This is a genomic window from Leptotrichia rugosa (assembly GCF_041200005.1).
GTDB lineage: Bacteria > Fusobacteriota > Fusobacteriia > Fusobacteriales > Leptotrichiaceae > Leptotrichia > Leptotrichia rugosa.
The window spans coordinates 739060-758182 of sequence record NZ_CP165644.1 but is presented as its reverse complement, the minus strand read 5'-3'; the positions used below and the strand labels follow the sequence as shown (position 1 = coordinate 758182).

General features: G+C 27.9%; 14 protein-coding genes and 1 tRNA gene. 1 reads left to right on the top strand and 14 read right to left on the bottom strand.

Annotated elements, in window-relative coordinates; translation table 11 throughout:
- Positions 1-40 precede the first annotated feature (40 nt).
- The 10 genes from rplK to AB8B22_RS03740 all read right to left on the bottom strand — a co-directional run bounded on the left by rplK (position 41) and on the right by AB8B22_RS03740 (position 8247).
- Positions 41-466 (bottom strand): 50S ribosomal protein L11, encoded by a 426-nt coding sequence (rplK, locus tag AB8B22_RS03785; RefSeq protein ID WP_094080698.1) that lies wholly within the window; start codon positions 464-466, stop codon positions 41-43.
- Between the two features lie 127 nt (positions 467-593).
- On the bottom strand, positions 594-1217 hold the full coding sequence (gene nusG, locus AB8B22_RS03780) for a transcription termination/antitermination protein NusG (protein ID WP_094080699.1): 624 nt from the start codon (positions 1215-1217) through the stop codon (positions 594-596).
- A 1-nt stretch (position 1218) separates the two neighbouring features.
- Positions 1219-1371, bottom strand: coding sequence for a preprotein translocase subunit SecE (locus tag AB8B22_RS03775; RefSeq protein ID WP_369711718.1), 153 nt, complete (start codon positions 1369-1371; stop codon positions 1219-1221).
- A 140-nt stretch (positions 1372-1511) separates the two neighbouring features.
- A tRNA-Trp gene (locus AB8B22_RS03770) sits at positions 1512-1587 on the bottom strand.
- Positions 1588-1603: 16 nt separating this feature from the next.
- Positions 1604-1753 carry a 50S ribosomal protein L33 gene (gene rpmG, locus AB8B22_RS03765; RefSeq protein ID WP_006807173.1) on the bottom strand — a complete coding sequence of 50 codons (150 nt, stop codon included), beginning with the start codon at positions 1751-1753 and terminating at the stop codon, positions 1604-1606.
- A gap of 178 nt (positions 1754-1931) precedes the next feature.
- The gene (locus AB8B22_RS03760; RefSeq protein WP_369711717.1) at positions 1932-2261 is read right to left on the bottom strand and encodes a hypothetical protein; all 330 of its coding nucleotides are present in this window, start codon (positions 2259-2261) and stop codon (positions 1932-1934) included.
- 32 nt (positions 2262-2293) lie between these two features.
- Positions 2294-3154: a 3'-5' exonuclease gene (locus tag AB8B22_RS03755; RefSeq protein ID WP_369711716.1), complete on the bottom strand. Its 861-nt coding sequence runs from the start codon at positions 3152-3154 to the stop codon at positions 2294-2296.
- A 91-nt stretch (positions 3155-3245) separates the two neighbouring features.
- Positions 3246-5270 (bottom strand): UvrD-helicase domain-containing protein, encoded by a 2025-nt coding sequence (locus AB8B22_RS03750; RefSeq protein WP_369711715.1) that lies wholly within the window; start codon positions 5268-5270, stop codon positions 3246-3248.
- Positions 5251-6774, bottom strand: a complete 1524-nt coding sequence (locus AB8B22_RS03745; RefSeq protein WP_369711714.1) for a PD-(D/E)XK nuclease family protein — start codon at positions 6772-6774, stop codon at positions 5251-5253. Before AB8B22_RS03745 ends, AB8B22_RS03750 begins: the two co-directional genes overlap by 20 nt.
- 177 nt (positions 6775-6951) lie before the next feature.
- Positions 6952-8247: a hypothetical protein gene (locus AB8B22_RS03740; protein WP_369711713.1), complete on the bottom strand. Its 1296-nt coding sequence runs from the start codon at positions 8245-8247 to the stop codon at positions 6952-6954.
- Positions 8248-8428: 181 nt separating this feature from the next.
- Here AB8B22_RS03740 and AB8B22_RS03735 point away from each other — a divergent pair, with 181 nt between their 5' ends.
- Positions 8429-10576, top strand: coding sequence for a heavy metal translocating P-type ATPase (locus AB8B22_RS03735; RefSeq protein ID WP_369711712.1), 2148 nt, complete (start codon positions 8429-8431; stop codon positions 10574-10576).
- A gap of 116 nt (positions 10577-10692) precedes the next feature.
- On the opposite strand, the gene AB8B22_RS03730 is transcribed toward AB8B22_RS03735, so the two are convergent.
- From AB8B22_RS03730 to lepB, 4 genes are read right to left on the bottom strand one after another with little or no spacing between them, the layout of a single operon-like run.
- The gene (locus AB8B22_RS03730) at positions 10693-13341 is read right to left on the bottom strand and encodes a valine--tRNA ligase (protein ID WP_369711711.1); all 2649 of its coding nucleotides are present in this window, start codon (positions 13339-13341) and stop codon (positions 10693-10695) included.
- Between the two features lie 48 nt (positions 13342-13389).
- A complete protein-coding gene (locus tag AB8B22_RS03725; RefSeq protein WP_369711710.1) occupies positions 13390-16851 on the bottom strand; it encodes an SNF2-related protein in 3462 nt (1153 codons plus the stop codon).
- Positions 16852-16889: 38 nt separating this feature from the next.
- Positions 16890-17411 carry a GNAT family N-acetyltransferase gene (locus tag AB8B22_RS03720; RefSeq protein ID WP_369711709.1) on the bottom strand — a complete coding sequence of 174 codons (522 nt, stop codon included), beginning with the start codon at positions 17409-17411 and terminating at the stop codon, positions 16890-16892.
- A 1-nt stretch (position 17412) separates the two neighbouring features.
- Entirely contained in the window at positions 17413-18990 is a 1578-nt protein-coding gene (gene lepB / locus AB8B22_RS03715) for a signal peptidase I (protein ID WP_369711708.1), read from the bottom strand.
- Positions 18991-19123: the final 133 nt, after the last annotated feature.

Sequence of the window (19123 nt, the reverse complement as noted above, 5' to 3'; positions counted from 1 at the left end):
CCACTTCTTCCAATAATGTTTTTTTATTTTTTATATATAATTATTCAGAAATTTTAATTCCCATGCTTCTTGCAGTTCCTGCAACAATATTCATAGCTGCTTCAACACTTCCAGCATTCAAATCTGGCATTTTAGTTTCTGCAATTTCTTGTAATTGAGCTTTAGTTATAGTTCCAGCAACTTCTTTTAATGAGTTTCCAGCACCTTTTTTAACTTTAGCTGCTTTTTTTAACAAGTCTGATGCTGGTGGAGTTTTTAAAACAAATGTAAAACTTCTGTCAGCATATACTGTAATTTCTACTGGAATTACAAATCCCATTTTATCTTGTGTTTGTGCGTTAAATGATTTACAGAATTCTGCGATATTTACTCCATGTTGTCCTAATGCAGGTCCTACTGGTGGTGCAGGATTCGCTTTCCCTGCTTCTAATTGTAATTTAATCTTTCCGATTACTTCTTTAGCCATTTTTCCTCCTCTGTGGTCAGTGAATTTTTTTAAATCTCCCACTTTTTCATAAATTTTGCTAATAGTTATTCTTAAATAATACTTTTAATACTATTTTAGTAATGTAGTTAATATTTTTTGACTTTTATTAATAGTCTAATTTTGCAATTTCTGTGTATTCAAGTTCTACTGGCGTTTGTCTCCCAAATACTTCTAGCATGACAGTTACTTTTCCATTTACATCGTCAATAGCTGAAATTTCTCCTTCTTGATCCAAGAATGAATCTTTTTTAATAATTACTTTTTCTCCAACTTTGAAATCAATGTTATATCTAGGTTCTTTTTCAACTGTATCACCATTTATATTAATTCCAACTTTAGCAAGTAACTCTTGTGCTTCTTCGTCAGATAGCGGTATTGGATCACTTCCAACCCCGACAAACCCAGTAACTCCGTTAGTATTTCTTATAACATACCAAGCATCACTGTCAACACGATAACCTAATCCTAATTCATTTTCTTCTTTTACAGATAACATTTCAATCAGTACGTAACTTGGAAACAATTTTCTTGAAACCTTTACCATTTTTCCTCGTTTTTCTTCCAAGACTTCTTCTTCAGGTACTAAAATTCTAAAAACTCTATCTGTCAAATCCAATGATTCGATTCTTTTTTCCAAATCTGTTGCTACTTTTTTTTCGTAACCAGAATAAGTATGAATTATATACCATTTTTTTTCGTATACAATTTCATTTTCATTTTTTTCAGTCAACTTACGCGCCTCCTATAAAATTTTTTATAATGTTGCTCACATTGGTCAATACAAAACTGAATGCTGTATCAAAAAGAAGTGTATAAAGTGCTATGAAAATTGTTATTAAAATTACAATTACAGTTACATGATAAACTTCTTTCTTATTATACAATATATTTTTTTATATTCTTCACGCAAATTTTTTAGACTTTCTCCTAAATTAAATTTACCCATAAATATTCTCCTAGAATTATTTAAGACATATCTTAAACTTCTATTTTATTTTTCTAAAAAAATACTCATATTTTAAAATGGCAGGCCAGGCAGGAATCGAACCCGCAACTTTCGGTTTTGGAGACCGACGCTCTACCAATTGAACTACTGACCTATCTTTTTATATGAGATTATTTTACTTCTCTGTAAAGAGAATGTCTTTTTAGCACTGGATTATATTTTCTCATTTCCAATCTTTCTGGATGAGTTTTTTTATTTTTAGTTGTAACATAGTGTCTCAACTTAGTTTCAGTGCATTCTAAAATTACTTGTACTCTCATCTTCTTCTATCCCTCCCAATAAAATATTGGTATTACCAGAATAAACTAGCGAAAAAATTATAACACAGTTTTTTATCTTTGTCAACATCATTTTTTTATTTTTATTAAACTTCCAATATTTGCGTTATAATTTCATAACTTTTTCCAACTTTTTTTGATAAGATTCTTTTATAATTTTCTATTTGCTCTTTATATTTTTCATTTTTTTCAGGTTCATAACCTGTTTTGTAGTCAAAAATGTAGATTTTTTTATTTTTTCGTCGATATTGATTCTGTCAATTATTCTTTTTTCCATCTTTTCATCGTCGTAAATTTCAAATTCATTATAAACTTTATATTTTGGATTATAAATTTCGAGATTTCTTTGAATAAAATTATTCATTCGTTCAATCATCTCAAAAATATTATTTTTCCCAATCATATTCCCATAGCGGCTAAAAATGGCTGAAGTTGCAACTTTTTTTTCATTTTCCACATCTGTTAAAATATGCTCAAAATAATAGTGCATTGCAAGTCCTTTTTTTCTTTTGAATTCTTTTTCTAAATTAATCTTACTTGAGTTTCTGTCATTTTTTGCAATATTATCCGAAAAATATGGGAGAATTTTTTTAGATCTAATATTGTTGTTTCTTTCATATTTTTTATTTTTTTGATTTCTTTAATTTCTTCATAAATCTCTCCATTTGAACAATTCTCGCTTTCATTTAAATATAAACAATCTTTATATTTTTCAATTAATTTTTCTGTTAATTCATCACAATACTTCTCACTTGATTTTTTTATGTCAAACAGTAAAATCAAATTTTTCTTGGCTCTTGTGAGCGCCACATAATCTCTGTTAATTTCTTCGATTTTTTCTTTTTCTTCTTCCAATTCTCTAATTTTTTTATATTTCTCATCTCTTAAAATCAATTTTTCATATTTTTTCAAAGTCACCAAAAATTCCGTAACTTTTTCAAAATTTCTGTCAAATTGTATAAATGTCTTTATTTTTGATGTTTCATTTCGGGAACTTTTGCTCATTCTTTTACATTTATAATAAAAAACCGTATCAAATTCCAGTCCTTTTGATTTATGCACCGTCATAAGATTTATAGCGTTTTTGTCCTCGCTTCCAAATTGCTTTATGTCTTCTTTTTTTTCTTCGATATAATTTATAAAGTCAAATAAATCTGTGTGACTTTTTAAAATATTGAAAAATTCAAAAATGTTTTTTATGTCGCTATTTGTTGAATAAAAATTTGTTATCTCAAGATCTTTTATAACTTCTAGCGAAAAATTTTCTTTTTTTGTTTTTGAATTTAAGTTTTCAGACAATTTTTTTAATTTTTTTATTTTACTCAAAACATCTGAAAATAAAAAGCCATTTCTTTCAATTAAATTTATTTTTTTATATTTCAATAATTCTTCTTTTTTTATTTTTATTTCTTTATCTTTTTCTTTATCTTCTATTTCTTCTTTATCTTCATATTTTTTTCTATTTTTTCATCTTTTATTTCTTCTTTTTTTCTTTTTCTCTTTCTCTTTTTTCTATTCTTTCAATATTTATATTTTTAGTATTTTCATTATTTTCATTATTTTCATTTTTATTTTTCTCAAAATCAAAATTAAAATCAAAATTTTCTAAAAACAAATCAAAATCTTCTTCTTTTGAATTTTTCATAAAAATTTCAATAATATTTTTATTTTCCAAAATATATTTCACATGGCTATTTAGACATCCAATTAAATCTGAACGAAGAAATTCTAACAAATATTGAAAGTTATTGTATAAAAAATATTTTATAAGTCTGTAAATTGGATTGACTGCGCTGTGCTCTAAAATCGACTTGTTGCTCTTCAAAGTATACGGAATATTATAAGCATTTAATTCACTTGCGATTTCAGATAAATATTTATTTTTTCCAGCGATTATACAACTTTTTCCAAGATTTTTAATCTCTTTATTTTCTATCATTTGAATAATATTTTTAAAAATTCTCTTTTCAGTTGGAGATTTTTTGCTTTCTAGTTCATTTATCTTAAACTCAAAATAACCTTTTTGATATTCAGCATCTTCAGCTTTATAATCAACTTTCTCATAATTCCAATTACTTTTCTCATCATAATCGCAATAAATTTTGTTTACATTTTCAATAACCGCTTTATAACTTCTGTACGATTTTTTCAAAGTTTCCACTTTCGAGCCGTCAACTATTTCGTCAAGATTCTCAAAAAGCTCTTTTTCTCCGTCACGCCAACCGTAAATACTTTGCTTTTCATCTCCCACGCAAATTATATTTTTAGCGCAGTCCATTATGAGCTTTAAAATTTTCCACTGCAAAATGCTCGTGTCCTGAAATTCATCGACCATAATTGTATCAATATTTCCACCAATTATTTCAAAAAAATCTTGAGTAAATTTATTATTTTCGATAAATTTTAAATTTTTGTCAAAAATAAATTCGTAAGTATAAATCGAAATATCGTCGTGTGTAAATTTTTTAGAAGAAATTTTTTCTCTTCGGACCAAATCATACAAAAATTCACAAAATTCTTTTAATTTATTGTGAAATGGATAAACTTTATTTTTTAAAATATATTTTGAAAATTTATCTAAAAAGTTTTTTTGAAGTTCTTGCAAAATTTCTGTTAATTCTTTTTTCCGAATAAACTTTCCGTTATAATAATTTTTTATTTTAGAATCTAAAATTTTTTCCAAATTTTTAACCACAATTTCTATTTTTTTTTCAGAAGAATTTTCACTTTGTTTTTTTATTTGATCAAAAATTTCAAAAAGTTTGTCATTAAAACATTCAGAAATATTTTTCCCTTTTTCTTCAGAAAATATTTTTACTTCAGAATAAATTTCTTGAAGTGGTGTCAAAAAATCAAATACTTCTAAAACTTTTTTTTGGTTATCTTTTTTTTCTTCTTTTAACTCAAAATTTTTTGCAATAACATATTTTTTTTGAAATTCTACAAGCTCTTCAATGATTTTTACGTAATTTTTAATTTCTTTTTTTTCTCCAACTTCTTCAATCAAAAACTCAAATTTTTTATAATAATTTTCATTGTCCATAATTTTCTTAAATATTTTTTCATAAAAATCACTGCTCTCACTGTCAAGAGTTTCAAAACTCGAAATTTCAAAATAAGGAGCAATCGCCTGTTTAAAAATTCTGTTTGTAAAACTGTCAATTGTGTAAATTCTAATATCTTCTTTATTTTTCAACATTTCAAAATAAATATTCTGCAATTTTTCCTTATCAAAATCATCTTCACTCAAATTATAAATTTCTTTCAGATTTTTTTTTAACTCAATTCCTTTACTTTTTTCAAAAGCGACTTGATACAAAAAATCAAAAATCCGCTCTTTTATTTCCGCAGTTGCCTTTTTTGTAAAAGTTACGACAACAATATTTTTAAAGTCGATATTTTTTAATAAATTATAAATATATTCTAGCGACAGTCTATAAGTCTTTCCTGTTCCTGCACTCGCTTTTAATATTATTTTATTACTTTCCTGATTTTTCATTTTCGTCCTCCCATCGCAAAATCAATTCGTATTTTTTCTGATTTGAACTTTCTAAAGTGCTATTTTTTTCTCCCAATCTGTAAAAACTTACTTTTTTATCACTTTCCACTTCAAAATATTTTTTCAAAACTTCCATCACTTCATCTTTCGTAAGTTTTTTATTATCTTTTCGACCGTCGGAAATAATTTTCCCATCCCAGACATCCACAACATATTTTTTATATTCATTTTCTCCCAAAACAATCGAATAAAAGTCAAGTTGCGTAAATGCGTCGTCAATTCTTTTTTGCGTCAAATTTCCAGTTTTGTAATCAACCAAAATTTCTTCTTTTTTATCTTTTTTTTCATCTTTTATATGCAAGTCAATTGAAATACTGAAAGCTGCATTTCCAAATTTTTCGCTGTCAATCTCTTTTTCAAACTTTTCTTTGATTCTTTCTTCTGAGCTAACTTTTATTACACTTTTATCACTAATTTTATTTGATAAATCAACAAAATATTTTTTTATTCCAATTTTTAAATCTTCAAACGAAATATTTTTATAAAATTCCAAATATTCCTGCGGAATTTTATATTTGTAAGACTGTATTCCAGCCTCAAATTCACTTGCAATTTCTTCCTCACTTATGTCAAAATTTCCTTTTTCCAACATTTTTTTATTTTTTTTCACAATATTTTCATAAATCGAATGAATTATCGTTCCAAAAAATCTCGCATCAATAACTTCTTCAATTTTTTCTCTTTCCACTTTTCCCAATTTTTTATCAATATAATAGGCATATTCTGATTCTTTTAAATTTTTATAATCGTAATAACCCAAAGTTATTTTTTCATTTTTTAACTCTTCCACATCTTTTAAAAGTCTTGATTGAATAAATTTCCCGATTTTTTTCTCTTTGTAATCTTTTATAAAATAATTTTTTATAAATTCCATCTCTTCTTCTTCAGAAATTTTTTTATTTTTGTTATTTATCTCTAAATCATATTTTAATTTAATTTCTTCCAAAATCCCAGAGCAATCAACATTTTCGTCCAAATTTTTTATATATGAAAGACAAACTTTTTTTGCACCAAAAATTGCGTTCAAAAATCTAAAAATTTCTATTGCTTTCGTATCTTCTGGAACTGGCAGTCCCATTTTCTTTCTCTGAATTTGCGAAAATAAATAATTGTTGACCTTGCCTTTTGGAAAAGTATCCTGAAAATTTAAAAACACAATGTTTTTTTTATTCGTTTCAGGCAAAGTTTTAAATTCGTTAATTTTATATTGATTGTCATTCTCTTGTCCCGCAATTTCTTCCAAGTCCAAGCTAATTGATTTCTTGTCCAAATACTTTAAAAACATCTTTAAAAGTCCCGCCGAAATATTTTCTTTATCAAAAAATTTGTCCCAAAGATTGTCAAACTCAAATTCTTCCAAAACTGCAATTTCTGAGAGAGCTTCAAAATATTTGTCCCTAATTTTTTTCCCGCTATTTTTTTGTCTGTCAAATACTTCTTCCAAAAATTTTGAATAGTCCTGCAAATTTTTTATTTCAAAAATTTTTTCTAATTCTTCTAAAAATTTTATAAATTTATTTATATTTTTTTTCAGTTCAAAAAATTTATTTTTCTCTTTTTTTAATTTTTCAATCTTTTCAACTTTTTCAATTTTCTTATTTTTTTATTTTCTTTAATTTCTTTATTTTTTTATCTTCTTCTTTTTTATCTTTTTTATTTTCACAATTTTTAAAATCAAAATCAAAATTTTCTTCAAATTTTTTATATTTTTTTCAAGATTAAAATAAATTTTCTCTTTAATTTTAAAATTTTTACTTTCGTTTTCCAAATATTTTTTCAACATTTCAATCGATAAATATTTATAATCTTCTCTGACAAATTTTTGAAAAAGCCAGTAAATATTTTCGATTTTAAATGTTTCTAAAAATTCTTTTAACTTAAACCCGTTATATAATTCTTTCACTTTAAAAATATATTCAATCCCATTTTCTCTTTTTTTAATTCTCACTTCATTCAAAATGTTGCAAAGCACATCCAAAACTTTATAAATCTTAGTTTCCTGCAAAGTTTCTTCCAAATTGTAAATTATTTTCTTTTGGTTTAACAGCTGATAATCTCTTTTAGTTTCACTATTTATATCCTGAACATCGTAAATTTGACATTGCTCTTTTTCATCCGACAATTTTTTTACCAAGCCTAACAGCTGATTAAATTTTGAGCTGTATTCAAAAATTTTAATATCTATATTTTTTTCCAAAAATTTTTCTTTTGGCAAAATTGAAAAGCTATTTTTTATTTTTAATTCCTTCTCGTCAAAATCTTTTTTTGAAAGCTGCAAAATATTTTTTATTTCTACTCCATTTTCTTCCAAATAAATAATTATTTCTTTTTCAAATGGAGTAAAATTAACTTTATTCACAAAATAAATTTTTTTATTTTTTTTTAAAAAACCTTTTGAAATATTTTCAATTGTTCTAATCATATAAGGCAAAATTAAATTTTTTTTCTCAACTTGCAATTTAATGCTTCTATCAATTTCCTTCAAATTTTCAAAAATTTCCCGCTGCCAATTTTCCACTTCAATTTTTTGTGCATCAATTTTATATTCCTGCAATTCCGCAAACAAATTATAATAATTATAAGCCACATCAATTATGTCATAATAATTTTTAACTTTCAGTTTTTTTCCAATTTTATTTTTTATCGCATTATAAAAAAATATAACTTGCTTTTCTTCTTTTATCAAAATTTTATCTGTAAAAAAAAGATTTTCATTAAAATCATAACTATTCATAAGTTTAAAATTATGAAAAATCCCAATTTTTTCATTAAATTCCACATCTTGTAAAAGTTCTTTTTTTATTTCATAAAAAGTCGAAGCATTTTCAAAAACATACAAAACCCTTTCATTTTTTTCAAATTCACAAAACAAATTTTGTTTTAAATCCGCTCCCAGTCCTAAATAATTTATTTCCATCTTTCTTTTCCTTTTCCCCTTTCAACCAAAACTTTTTACTAAAATTATACCACAATTTTTTCCATATCAAAAAAAAACTTTGTTTCACAAAATATTTGATAAAACTATTGACAAAATAAAAAAAATATTGTATCATAACAAATGAATAGTTGTTCATATATTAAATAATAGAGGTGAAAAAATGGAAAAAAATAACGAATGCACATTGGGAATAAAAGGCCTTGAATGTCCCCACTGTGCCGCAAAAATCGAGCATAATCTAAATGCTTTGGATGAAATAAAAGCAGCTACTGTTGATGTTTTAGGAAAAAAAATTGTGATTAATCCTAACAAAAAATTTTCTAGTGAAGACATCACAAAACTTGTTCAAAAAGAAGTTGACAGAGTTGAAGAAGGTGTGACTGTTTTAATGCCAAATTCTGCAATTGAAGAAGATGAGGAAATAGAAGAAACGGAAGAAAATTTTAAAAGTATAAGAAATAGATTTATTTTAGGTGCAATTATACTAGCAGCTGCAATATTTGTTCCAAAAAATTTATTTGTTCCAAGATTAATTTTATTTTTAATAAGCTATTTTACAGTCGGATACGATGTTTTATTTAAAGCTGTAAAAAATATAAAAAAAGGACAGATTTTTGACGAAAACTTTTTGATGACGATTGCGACAGTTGGAGCTTTTGCGATAAAAGAGTTTCCTGAAGCTGTGTCAGTTATGTTATTTTACCAAATTGGAGAAATGTTCCAAGATTTGGCAGTTGGAAAATCGAGAAAATCCATCACCTCACTTATGAATATTAGACCTGATTATGCAAACTTAAAAATTGAGGGAGAAATTAAAAAAGTTTTGCCAAAAGAAGTAAAATTAGGCGATATAATAGTTATAAAACCTGGAGAAAAAGTCGCATTGGATGGAAAAATTACAAATGGAAGTTCAACTTTTGACACATCCGCTTTGACTGGAGAAGCCATTCCAAGAACATTTGAGATTGGAGATGAAATTCTAAGTGGATTTATAAACACCACAAATCTTGTAGAAATCGAAGTTACGAAGTCATTTGAAAATTCCACAATTTCAAAAATATTAGATTTGGTACAAAATGCAAGTTCTAAAAAATCTAAAACAGAAAACTTTATCACAAAATTTGCAAGATTTTACACACCGGCAGTTGTAATAATCGCTTTACTTATTGCAATTTTGCCAATGATATTTGCAAAAGATGCCCAGTTTTCAACTTGGCTTTACAGAGCGCTTATCTTTTTAGTAGTTTCGTGTCCGTGCGCCTTAGTTGTTTCAATCCCTCTAGGATTTTTCGGGGGAATCGGTGGAGCTTCAAAAAATGGAATTTTAATAAAAGGAGCAAATTATTTAGAAGCATTAAACAATTTGGAAACTGTTGTTTTTGACAAAACTGGAACGCTTACAAAAGGTAAATTTAAAGTTTATGAAATAAATGTTCAAAATTCCAAATACACAAAAGACGATTTATTAAAATACGCAGCTATTGCAGAAAGTTTTTCAAATCACCCAATTGCACAATCAATTGTTTTAGAATATGAAAAAAACAATAAAAAACTTGAAAAAACTGACAGTTCAGAATTTGAATTTGAAGAAATCGCAGGTCATGGAGTAAAAGTAAAATATGAAAATAACGAAATTTTATCAGGAAATCTTAAATTATTAAAAAAAGAAAATATAGAAGCTGCTGAAAAAGACGCTGTCGGAACAGTTGTCTATGTCGCAAAAGATAGAGAATATTTGGGAAATTTAATAATTGCGGACGAAATAAAAGAAGACGCTAAAAAAACAGTTGAAGAACTTAATAATTTAGGGATAAAAAATGTTGTAATGCTAACAGGTGATAACAGAAAAATTGGGGAAAATGTGGCTAGTAAATTAAATATTTCAAAAGTATTTACTGATTTATTACCGCTTGGAAAAGTTGAGAAAATGGAAGAATTTTTGAAAAATAAAAGCGCTAACGGAAAAGTTTTGTTTGTAGGTGACGGAATAAACGATGCCCCTGTTCTCGCTAGAGCCGATATTGGAGTGGCGATGGGCGGTGTGGGAAGTGACGCTGCAATCGAAGCCGCAGATATGATTATAATGAACGATGAACCGTCAAAAATAGTAACCGCTCTAAAAATTGCCAAAAAGACAAAAAAAATTGTCTGGCAAAACATAATTTTTGCACTAGGTGTGAAAATCATCATTCTAGGAATGGGAGCATTAGGATTTGCCACAATGTGGGAAGCTGTGTTTGGCGATGTCGGAGTCGCATTAATTGCAATATTAAATGCAACAAGAGCATTGACTTACAAAGAAAATTAAATTTACTAATACTAAAATGGAACTGTCTCTAAATGAGAATCAGTTCCTTTTTTCTGAACCTCCCACGACTAAAGTCGCAGGTTTCTAAAAAATCTTTTTTTATTTAAATTTTTTTATTAATTTTTATACAAATTAATTGATTCTTTAAATTTAGCGATTTTGTTTTCTAGTTCTTCTTTAATCCCTTTTTCTTTGTCAATAACTTCTTTTGGCGCTTTAGACAAGAATTTTTCATTTGATAATTTTCCTAAAACTTTATTTAATTCTTTTTCTGTTTTTTCTATATTTTTTGTAAGTTTATCAATTTCTTTTTCCTTGTCAATTAAATCATTAAGTGGCACATAAATTTCAGTAGTTTCAACTAATTTAAAGCCTACTAATTTAGGAATTTCTGTATTGAACTCATATTTTTCGACATTTGCCAATTTATCCAATATTTTAGCATTATGCTGCAAAATATTTTTTTCTGCATCATTTACAGTTTTGAAAATCACTTCGATTTTCTTAGCTGGACTTACATTAGCTTCTCCCCTAATATTTCTAATTGCATTGACAATTTCTTTTAAGAAGTCAAATTCTTTTTCAGCTTCCAAATTAACAAATTCTTTTTCTTCTTTAGGAAAGTCCGATAACATTATTGTTTCTTCTCCTAAATCCAGTTTTTGCCAAATTTCTTCCGTGATAAACGGCATAAATGGATGAAGCATTTTTAAACCTTTGTCAAGAACAGTTTTTAGAACATATTGTGCTACTGTCTTATCTCTTCCTTCCTGTCCATAAACACGAGTTTTCGCAATTTCAACATACCAATCGCAGAAATTTCCTCTGAAAAATTCGTAAGCAAGTTTTGCAGCCGTGTCAAGCTCATATTTTTCAAAACTTTCATTAACTTGTCTAGCTGTATTTTGTAATTTTGATAAAATCCATCTATCTTCTAACTTAAATTCTGAACTATCAATTTTTGCATTTGAATCAAAATCTTCCAAATTTGACAACACAAATCTTGAAGCGTTCCAAACTTTATTTGCAAAAGTCGATCCCATTTCAATTAATTTTTCTGAGAAATGAATGTCCTGTCCTTGCGAAGTATTATATAAAAAGCTGAATCTTATTGCATCCGCTCCATATTTTGCAATCAAATCCAATGGATCTGGTGAATTTCCAAGAGATTTTGACATTTTTCTGCCAAGCTCATCTCTTATAATTCCGTGCAAATATACATAGCTAAATGGAATTTCATCTTTTATGTAAAGACTCATCATAACCATTCTTGCAACCCAGAAAAATAAAATGTCCGCTCCTGTCACAAGTGCGTCTGTCGGAAAGAATTTTTTCAAATCTTCAGTTTCCTTTGGCCAGCCAAGTGTTGAAAAAGGCCACAATGCCGATGAAAACCAAGTGTCAAGCACATCTTTTTCTTCTGTTAATTCAGTTTCAACTCCAAATTTTTCTTTTGCTTGTTTTTTAGCGTCTTCCAAGTTTTTTGCTACAAAAACCGTTCCATCTTGAGCATAATAAGCAGGAATTCTATGTCCCCACCAAATTTGACGGGAAATTGTCCAGTCTCTTATATTTTCAAGCCAATTATAGTAAACTTTTTCCCATCTTTGCGGAGTTATTTTAATCTGTCCATTTTTTACTACTTCCAAAGCTCTTTTAGCAAGTGGCTTCATTTTTACAAACCACTGTGTCGACACTCTCGGCTCAATTACTGAATTACATCTATAGCAATGCCCAACTGCGTGATTATGCTCTTTTACTCCAACTAAAAGCCCTTCTTTTTCCAAATCAGCTAAAATAGCATCTCTTGCCTCATATCTGTCAAGTCCTTCATATTTTCCTCCATTTGAATTGACATGCGCATCTTCGGTAAAGATATTTATAAATTCAAGTCCTGTTCTTTTTGCCACTTCAAAGTCGTTAGGATCGTGAGAAGGTGTCATTTTTACAACTCCCGTTCCAAATTCCATATCGACATACTCATCGGCAACCACAGGAATCTCTCTATTCATAAGTGGCAAAATTACCTTTTTCCCAACCAAATCTTTATATCTTTCGTCATTTGGATTGACAGCAACTCCCGTATCTCCAAGCATTGTTTCAGGTCTGGTTGTCGCAATAATCACATAGTCGTCGCTATCTTTTATTTTATACTTAATTTCCCAAATTTTCCCATTTTCATCAGTATGATCAACTTCATCATCCGCAAGTGCAGTTTTATCAAACGGACACCAGTTTACAATATATTCTCCCCGATAGATAAGCCCATCGTTGTAAAGTTTTATAAATACTTCTTTTACGGCATCTGAAAGCCCTTCATCCATCGTAAATCTCTCTCTTGACCAATCCAGAGAAACTCCCAATTTACGAAGCTGCTTAGTTATAAGTCCTCCGTGTTTTTCTTTCCATTCCCAAGTTCTTCTTAAAAACTCATCGTATCCGATTTCTTCTTTAGAAGTTCCTTCTTCTTTTAACATTCTCTCAACTTTATTTTGAGTCGCAATTCCAGCATGATCCATCCCCGGAATCCAAAGCGCATCAAATCCGCTCATTCTTTTAAATCTAATAATCGCATCTTGAATGGAATTGTTTAACATATGTCCCATATGCAAAATTCCAGTCACATTTGGCGGTGGGATAGCGATTGAATATCCTGGTTTTTCAGCATTGTGCTGAGCATTAAAATATCCATTTTCTTCCCATATTTTATACCATTTATCTTCAATTTCATTTGGTGAATATGTTTTATTTAGTTCTTCTGACATTTTGTCCTCCTATTTTTTTCTATTTTTCATTTTTTTATTATACTATATTTATCCCAATAATTCCATAAGTTCTTTGTCGCTCATTTCAAACAGCACTTTTTCTCCATCTTTATTTTCCAAAAGATTTTCACTTAACTGCCGTTTTTTCTCCTGAATTTTTATAATTTTTTCTTCAATTGTCCCTTCTGTCACAAGTTTTATAACTTGCACACTTTTTTTCTGCCCAATTCTATAGGCCCTGTCACTCGCCTGATTTTCCACCGCAATATTCCACCAAGGGTCATAGTGAATAACAACATCAGCTCCCACAAGATTAAGCCCTGTTCCCCCAGCTTTTAACGAAATCAGCACAACTTGTCTTTCTCCATCATTAAATCTGTTACAAATTTCCACTCTCTCTTTGGATTTCACATTTCCGTCGATGTAAAAATATTCAATTCCCATATTTGAAAGCTCTTTTTCAATTTCTTTCAATGTGCCAACAAACTGAGAAAAAATCAAAAGTCTATGTCCATTTTCAGTAATATCTGGCATTAAATCTTTTAAAACTTCAATTTTAGCGACTTCTCCGCTATAATCTTGTTTAAATAAAGCTGGAGAATTACAAATTTGACGAAGTTTTGTTAAAATTGCAAGAATTTTTATTCTGTTATTTTCATTTTTATCAAATTTTTTCATTTCTTTTTTCGCCTGTTTTACATACGACAAATAAAGCTGTTTTTGCTCACTGCTAAGCGTCACAAACACATTTGATTCCATTTTTTCTGGAAGTTCAGTCAAAACTTCTTTCTTTGTTCTTCTAAGCAAAAAAGGCGCAATGATTTCACGCAAATTATTTATTTTTGAAGAATTTGGATTTACAATCGCTTCTTTATAAGTTTTTTTAAATTTGCTCAAAGAATCCAAATATCCAGGAATGACAAAGTCAAAGATTGACCACAGCTCTAAAATATTATTTTCCACAGGAGTTCCTGTAAGTGCGAAATTTACTCTGCTGTTAATTTTCATAACTGCTTTTTTAATCTGTGAAGTAGTAGTTTTGATATTTTGCGCTTCATCTAGCACAACAATGTCAAAAATTCTATTTTTATACTCTTCTATATCGTTTCTAAGCGCTTGATATGTCGTTATCAAAAATCCACTTTTTTGACTTTCGATAATTTTTTTCCTGCTGCTTGCTGCACCTTCCACAAGAATTGGAGTAATTCCAGTAAATTTGATAATTTCTTCCTTCCAGTTATAAAGAAGCGAACTTGGTACAATTATAAGCCCCAGAAAATCTTTATATTCCTGATAGACCTCATTTAATAAGGAAATTGTCTGAAGCGTCTTTCCAAGTCCCATATCGTCCGCTAAGATTCCTCCAAATCCAATATCATACATATTTTTTAACCAGTTAAATCCCAATTTCTGATACGGAAACAAGCTTACTTTTATATTTTTCGGCTCAACTTCCTTTCGATTCTTTATTTTATGAAAAAGCTCCTTAAATTCATCCAATTTTCCCAAATCTTCTCTAATATTCTTAGAAATTTGTGCCAATTGGAGCGCTTTTACTTTGGAAATTTTATTTTTTCCCACTTTTATATTTCCAATTGAATCAACAATTCCAAGCAGCTCTTCCATACTTTTATTTGCAATTTTAACAAGTTCTCCGCTTGAGAGCGTTATAAATTTTTTCTCTTTTTTAATCGCTTCCGTCACAATTTCAACATCTTGCGGCTTAATTCCCTCAATTTCAAAATTTACATCCAAAAAGTTGTTGCTCGCTTTTTTTATTTCAATTCCAACATTGATATTTCTAGCATTTTTTATTTTATTTTCTAAATGAATTTTCACTTTGTCAGAATATTTTTTATCAATTATTTCAGAAAGTTTGCTCAATCCTTCATAATTTAAAATATAAGTATTTTTTGCCAAAGTCGGATTTGAAATTGTAAAATTTCCAATAATTTCTTCCAATTTTTCAAAAAGTTCTGTATTTCTTTGTGGAATAAAATACTTATTATCTTTTTTTTTCGCACAAACCGTGTTTGAAATATTAATTTTTACGATTTCATCTTCTTCGGTTTCCAGCACAAAAACATCAATTTCCCCGTCTTCTTCAATATATTCAGCAATATTTATGCCTTCAAAAGCAAATATCTTTTTTAATTTCTCACTTTCCTTTTTTGGGAGCTGATTAATCAATTCAGCGTCGATAAAATCAAATTTTGCTAAAAATTTAGCTTCATTTTCCGCCATTTTAAATATTTTGGAAGAATCATTTTCAAAGTTATAGAATAGACTTGTCTCATTAATTTTTTCAATTTCTCGCATTTTAATTTTATTATTTTCAAAAACAAAAATCGGCTCATAACTAGACATAACTTGTTTATTTTCTCCCAAAAGTAAAAAGTTTTTTCCTTTTTCCATTGCAAAAAGAAGTTTATTTAAAAGCATATCGTAAACTTTTAATCCTTTTTTATCTTTTATTCCATTTTCAATAACACTTTGAATCTGTTTGCTGTATTCATAAATCGCCAAAATAATATTTTTATTTATTTCGCTAAAATAGCATTTTTCAGGCTCATATTTAATTTTAGAAGTTATCTCAAATTCTTCTTCCAAAACAATTGCTTGTACAAATTTTATAATATCTTTGACATAATAAGTTTTTTGAAAACCAGTTTTTATTCTCAAAATATAATCTGGAATATTGTTCTCTTCATTATAGTCGTAGCCGTATTTATAGTCACTATAGCTTCCTTCATCAATTTCCACTTCTAATCGTAACTCTTTTTTATTCTCATTTAAAATTTTTTCTTTTTGAAGATGGAAATTATAGATTTCATCTATTTTTTGACTTATTTTTTCAACATTTTCCAAATTTTCTAAATCATCAAAATCTTTTTCTTTTTCAGTTTCAACTTTTTTTGCATCAAAATTTTTACTTTGATTTTCTTCTTTCTTAACTTTTTTATTTTCTTCACTTTCTGACAAAATTCCCACTTTTTTATTATTTTTTTTGTCTTTCAAATCAATAACTTCTTTTTGCTCCGAAGGTTTTATTTTACTTCTTTTTAAATTATTTTTTTCTTCATCTTTTTCAAAATCTTCATTTTTTTCTTTTTTAACTTTTACAATTTCTTCTTTTTTATTTTCTTCTTCAAAGTCATCTTCAAAAAGTACCTCAAAATCATCTGTTCCGACAATATTATTAATTTTCTTAGATTCATCTGCAAGGATACTCAGCGCCACAATATGCTTACAAGCTCCATGCTGCTTATTATTTTGAAAAAACATGCAATCGCAACTCGCCTCTTCCAACACAGCAGTTTTCTGATTTAGCGTAAGAGATGTATGATAAAGTTTATTTTCCTGAAATTCTCCATCCAATGTAACCAGATTTCCATCTGCATAAAGCGCCGTAATTCCTCCAATTCTTTTCATGTAATACTCTTTCCCAATTGAATAAATTGTCGGTGTAAATTTTTCTTTTAGTTTCATTAAGATATTATTTTTTCTCATTTTTCTCCCTTACTTTTTTCATTTCAAATTAAAATTATTTATTTTAATTTTTTCAGCATCATTATTATTGCATTTTTATTTTGCCCATAATAATTTTTCCGCACAGATATTTTTTCAAAACCTATTTTCTCATATAATTTTATCGCAAAAAGATTTTTTTTGTAAACTTCCAAAAAAATATCTTCTCCAAAAAAATTTATTTCATCAGAAGAATCATTTTTTATTTTTGAGAAAAACAACTCTTTTATTGAATTTTCCAAAAGTATTTTCCCAAATCCTTTATTTTGACAGCTTTTCAAAATGGCAATTTCAAATATATCCGTGTTCTCTATTGTACCATAGAATATAATGTAACCCAAAATTTTTTTTATTTTTTTTTCAAAAACTAAATTTTCAACTTTAAAAATTTCAAAAATTTTCACTTCACTTTCATCTATAAAATCAAATAAGCAGTATATAGCATACTGCTTACTTAATATCATCTCAGAAAAATATTCGGCTTTTACTGTTTTTTCAAAATTTTCGTTATGAATCTTTACCAAATTTTCCAATATTTTCATTTTACATAAGTCCTATTCTATTTAATGGCCACCATCTAAGAAGCAGCTCACCCTTTATACGGTTCTTTGCAACCAACCCAAAATATCTTGTATCCAAACTGTTTGCCGTATTATCTCCCATAGCCATGTAATAATCTTTGTCAAGTGTTATAGTTTCGCCATTTAACAGTCTTGTAAATAGTGCGTCATCATATTTAAAGTCCATAATAGGCATAACCATTTCAGGTCTTCCTTCAACCTTTAACAGGAAAGTATAATAATTTTCAGTGCTGTTTGAATCATCATTTCCGATTATATCTTTAAAGTTTTCAGTTGTTTTTATCTCTTTCAAAAATTCTTTTCCGCTCATAGTTTTATAATTTTCCCCAAAGCTGAATTTTTCCCAGTCAATATCAAAGCTTCTCTCGTTATAAATTGTCATATATTCAGATTTTGAAATTGCTATAATTTTATCCAATTTAACTTTGTCACCTTTTTTTGGAATATAAATTTTATTATTTCCCATAAGTCCTTCAGGAAGATAATTTTTCTCAGGTTTAACTTCGGCTAAAACTTTTGATTTTTCACCATTTATAAGCATCTCACCTCCGACATTTGCCACTTTTAAACTATTAAATGCTTTTGTGTCTGCATAATATTTTTTTACAGCTTCTTCAAATGACTTTTTGTCTGTAAATTGCGAAGCGTCAGGATAAATCGGCTGGTTGTCGACATTTGCCATCATAAATGTCTTTAAGTCAACTTTTCCTTTTGAGATTTGAAGCGTATTTCCAGGCGCTCCAACTATTCTTTTTGTATACATCATCTTGTTAGTTACAGGCTCTTTAAACGCAATAATCTGCCCAACTTTAGGTGCTTCAAATCTATATTTTATCATATTTGCAAAAACTCTATCTTTTACAGCGATTGTTGGCTCCATCGAACCTGTTGGAATAACATAGTTTCCAAGATAAAACATCTGAATCAAAAGCACAAGAATGATTGCAAGAATTGAATTTGTAATTCTTGTAAAAGCTCTTCCAAGTGAACTTCTTTTTCTTTTTTCCTTTGATACAACCTCTTCTGGCGTAATATTTTCATCTTTAAATATTTTTTTTACAATTTCCTGTGTCGATTCATTTTTAATTTTCGCTTCAGTCAGCATTTTTTCTATTTCTTTATTATTTTGTGCGATTTCTTTCAAAACTGACTGCTCAGTTATTTCTTCTTTTGACGGTTTTCTCAAAAAATAAACAAGCAATAGCGACAACACTACATTTATCGCAACATAAATATAATATTTCACATCCAATATATTAAACATCGCTTTTCCCAAAAATAGCATAACCAAATTCCCTAAAAAAATCCATTCATGTTGTTCTCTCAAAACATAAAAAATTAAATTTAAAATAAAAACTCCATAAATTCCAAAAACTTTTATTTTAATGATATTGTCAGGTGTTTTGTCAATAATTGAAAAAAACACGGCAGTCACAACTAAACTTATAACTGTCAAAATATTCCCCAAAAAAAGATTGTTATTTTCTTCCAAATCAATATTTTTAAGTACGTCGTCTTCTTTTTTTCTTAAAAAGCTCATCACTTTTTTCTCTCTAAAAAAGAAATACAACAAGCACAATGTAGTAATAATATAAAATACTACCCACAATACTATATTCACTAATTTCCCCTTTCTTTCTAACTTTATTTTATTTTTTGTTTTTTTTAATAAG

Excerpts from the sequence above, each read along its gene's own strand:
- rpmG (WP_006807173.1), bottom strand. The coding sequence starts at position 1,753 with ATGAGAGTACAAGTAATTTTAGAATGCACTGAAACTAAGTTGAGACAC.
- AB8B22_RS03735 (WP_369711712.1), top strand. The coding sequence starts at position 8,429 with ATGGAAAAAAATAACGAATGCACATTGGGAATAAAAGGCCTTGAATGT.
- lepB (WP_369711708.1), bottom strand. The coding sequence starts at position 18,990 with ATGAGCTTTTTAAGAAAAAAAGAAGACGACGTACTTAAAAATATTGAT.
- AB8B22_RS03725 (WP_369711710.1), bottom strand. The coding sequence starts at position 16,851 with ATGAGAAAAAATAATATCTTAATGAAACTAAAAGAAAAATTTACACCG.
- AB8B22_RS03730 (WP_369711711.1), bottom strand. The coding sequence starts at position 13,341 with ATGTCAGAAGAACTAAATAAAACATATTCACCAAATGAAATTGAAGAT.
- rplK (WP_094080698.1), bottom strand. The coding sequence starts at position 466 with ATGGCTAAAGAAGTAATCGGAAAGATTAAATTACAATTAGAAGCAGGG.
- AB8B22_RS03740 (WP_369711713.1), bottom strand. The coding sequence starts at position 8,247 with ATGGAAATAAATTATTTAGGACTGGGAGCGGATTTAAAACAAAATTTG.
- AB8B22_RS03760 (WP_369711717.1), bottom strand. The coding sequence starts at position 2,261 with ATGCACTATTATTTTGAGCATATTTTAACAGATGTGGAAAATGAAAAA.
- AB8B22_RS03750 (WP_369711715.1), bottom strand. The coding sequence starts at position 5,270 with ATGAAAAATCAGGAAAGTAATAAAATAATATTAAAAGCGAGTGCAGGA.
- AB8B22_RS03720 (WP_369711709.1), bottom strand. The coding sequence starts at position 17,411 with ATGAAAATATTGGAAAATTTGGTAAAGATTCATAACGAAAATTTTGAA.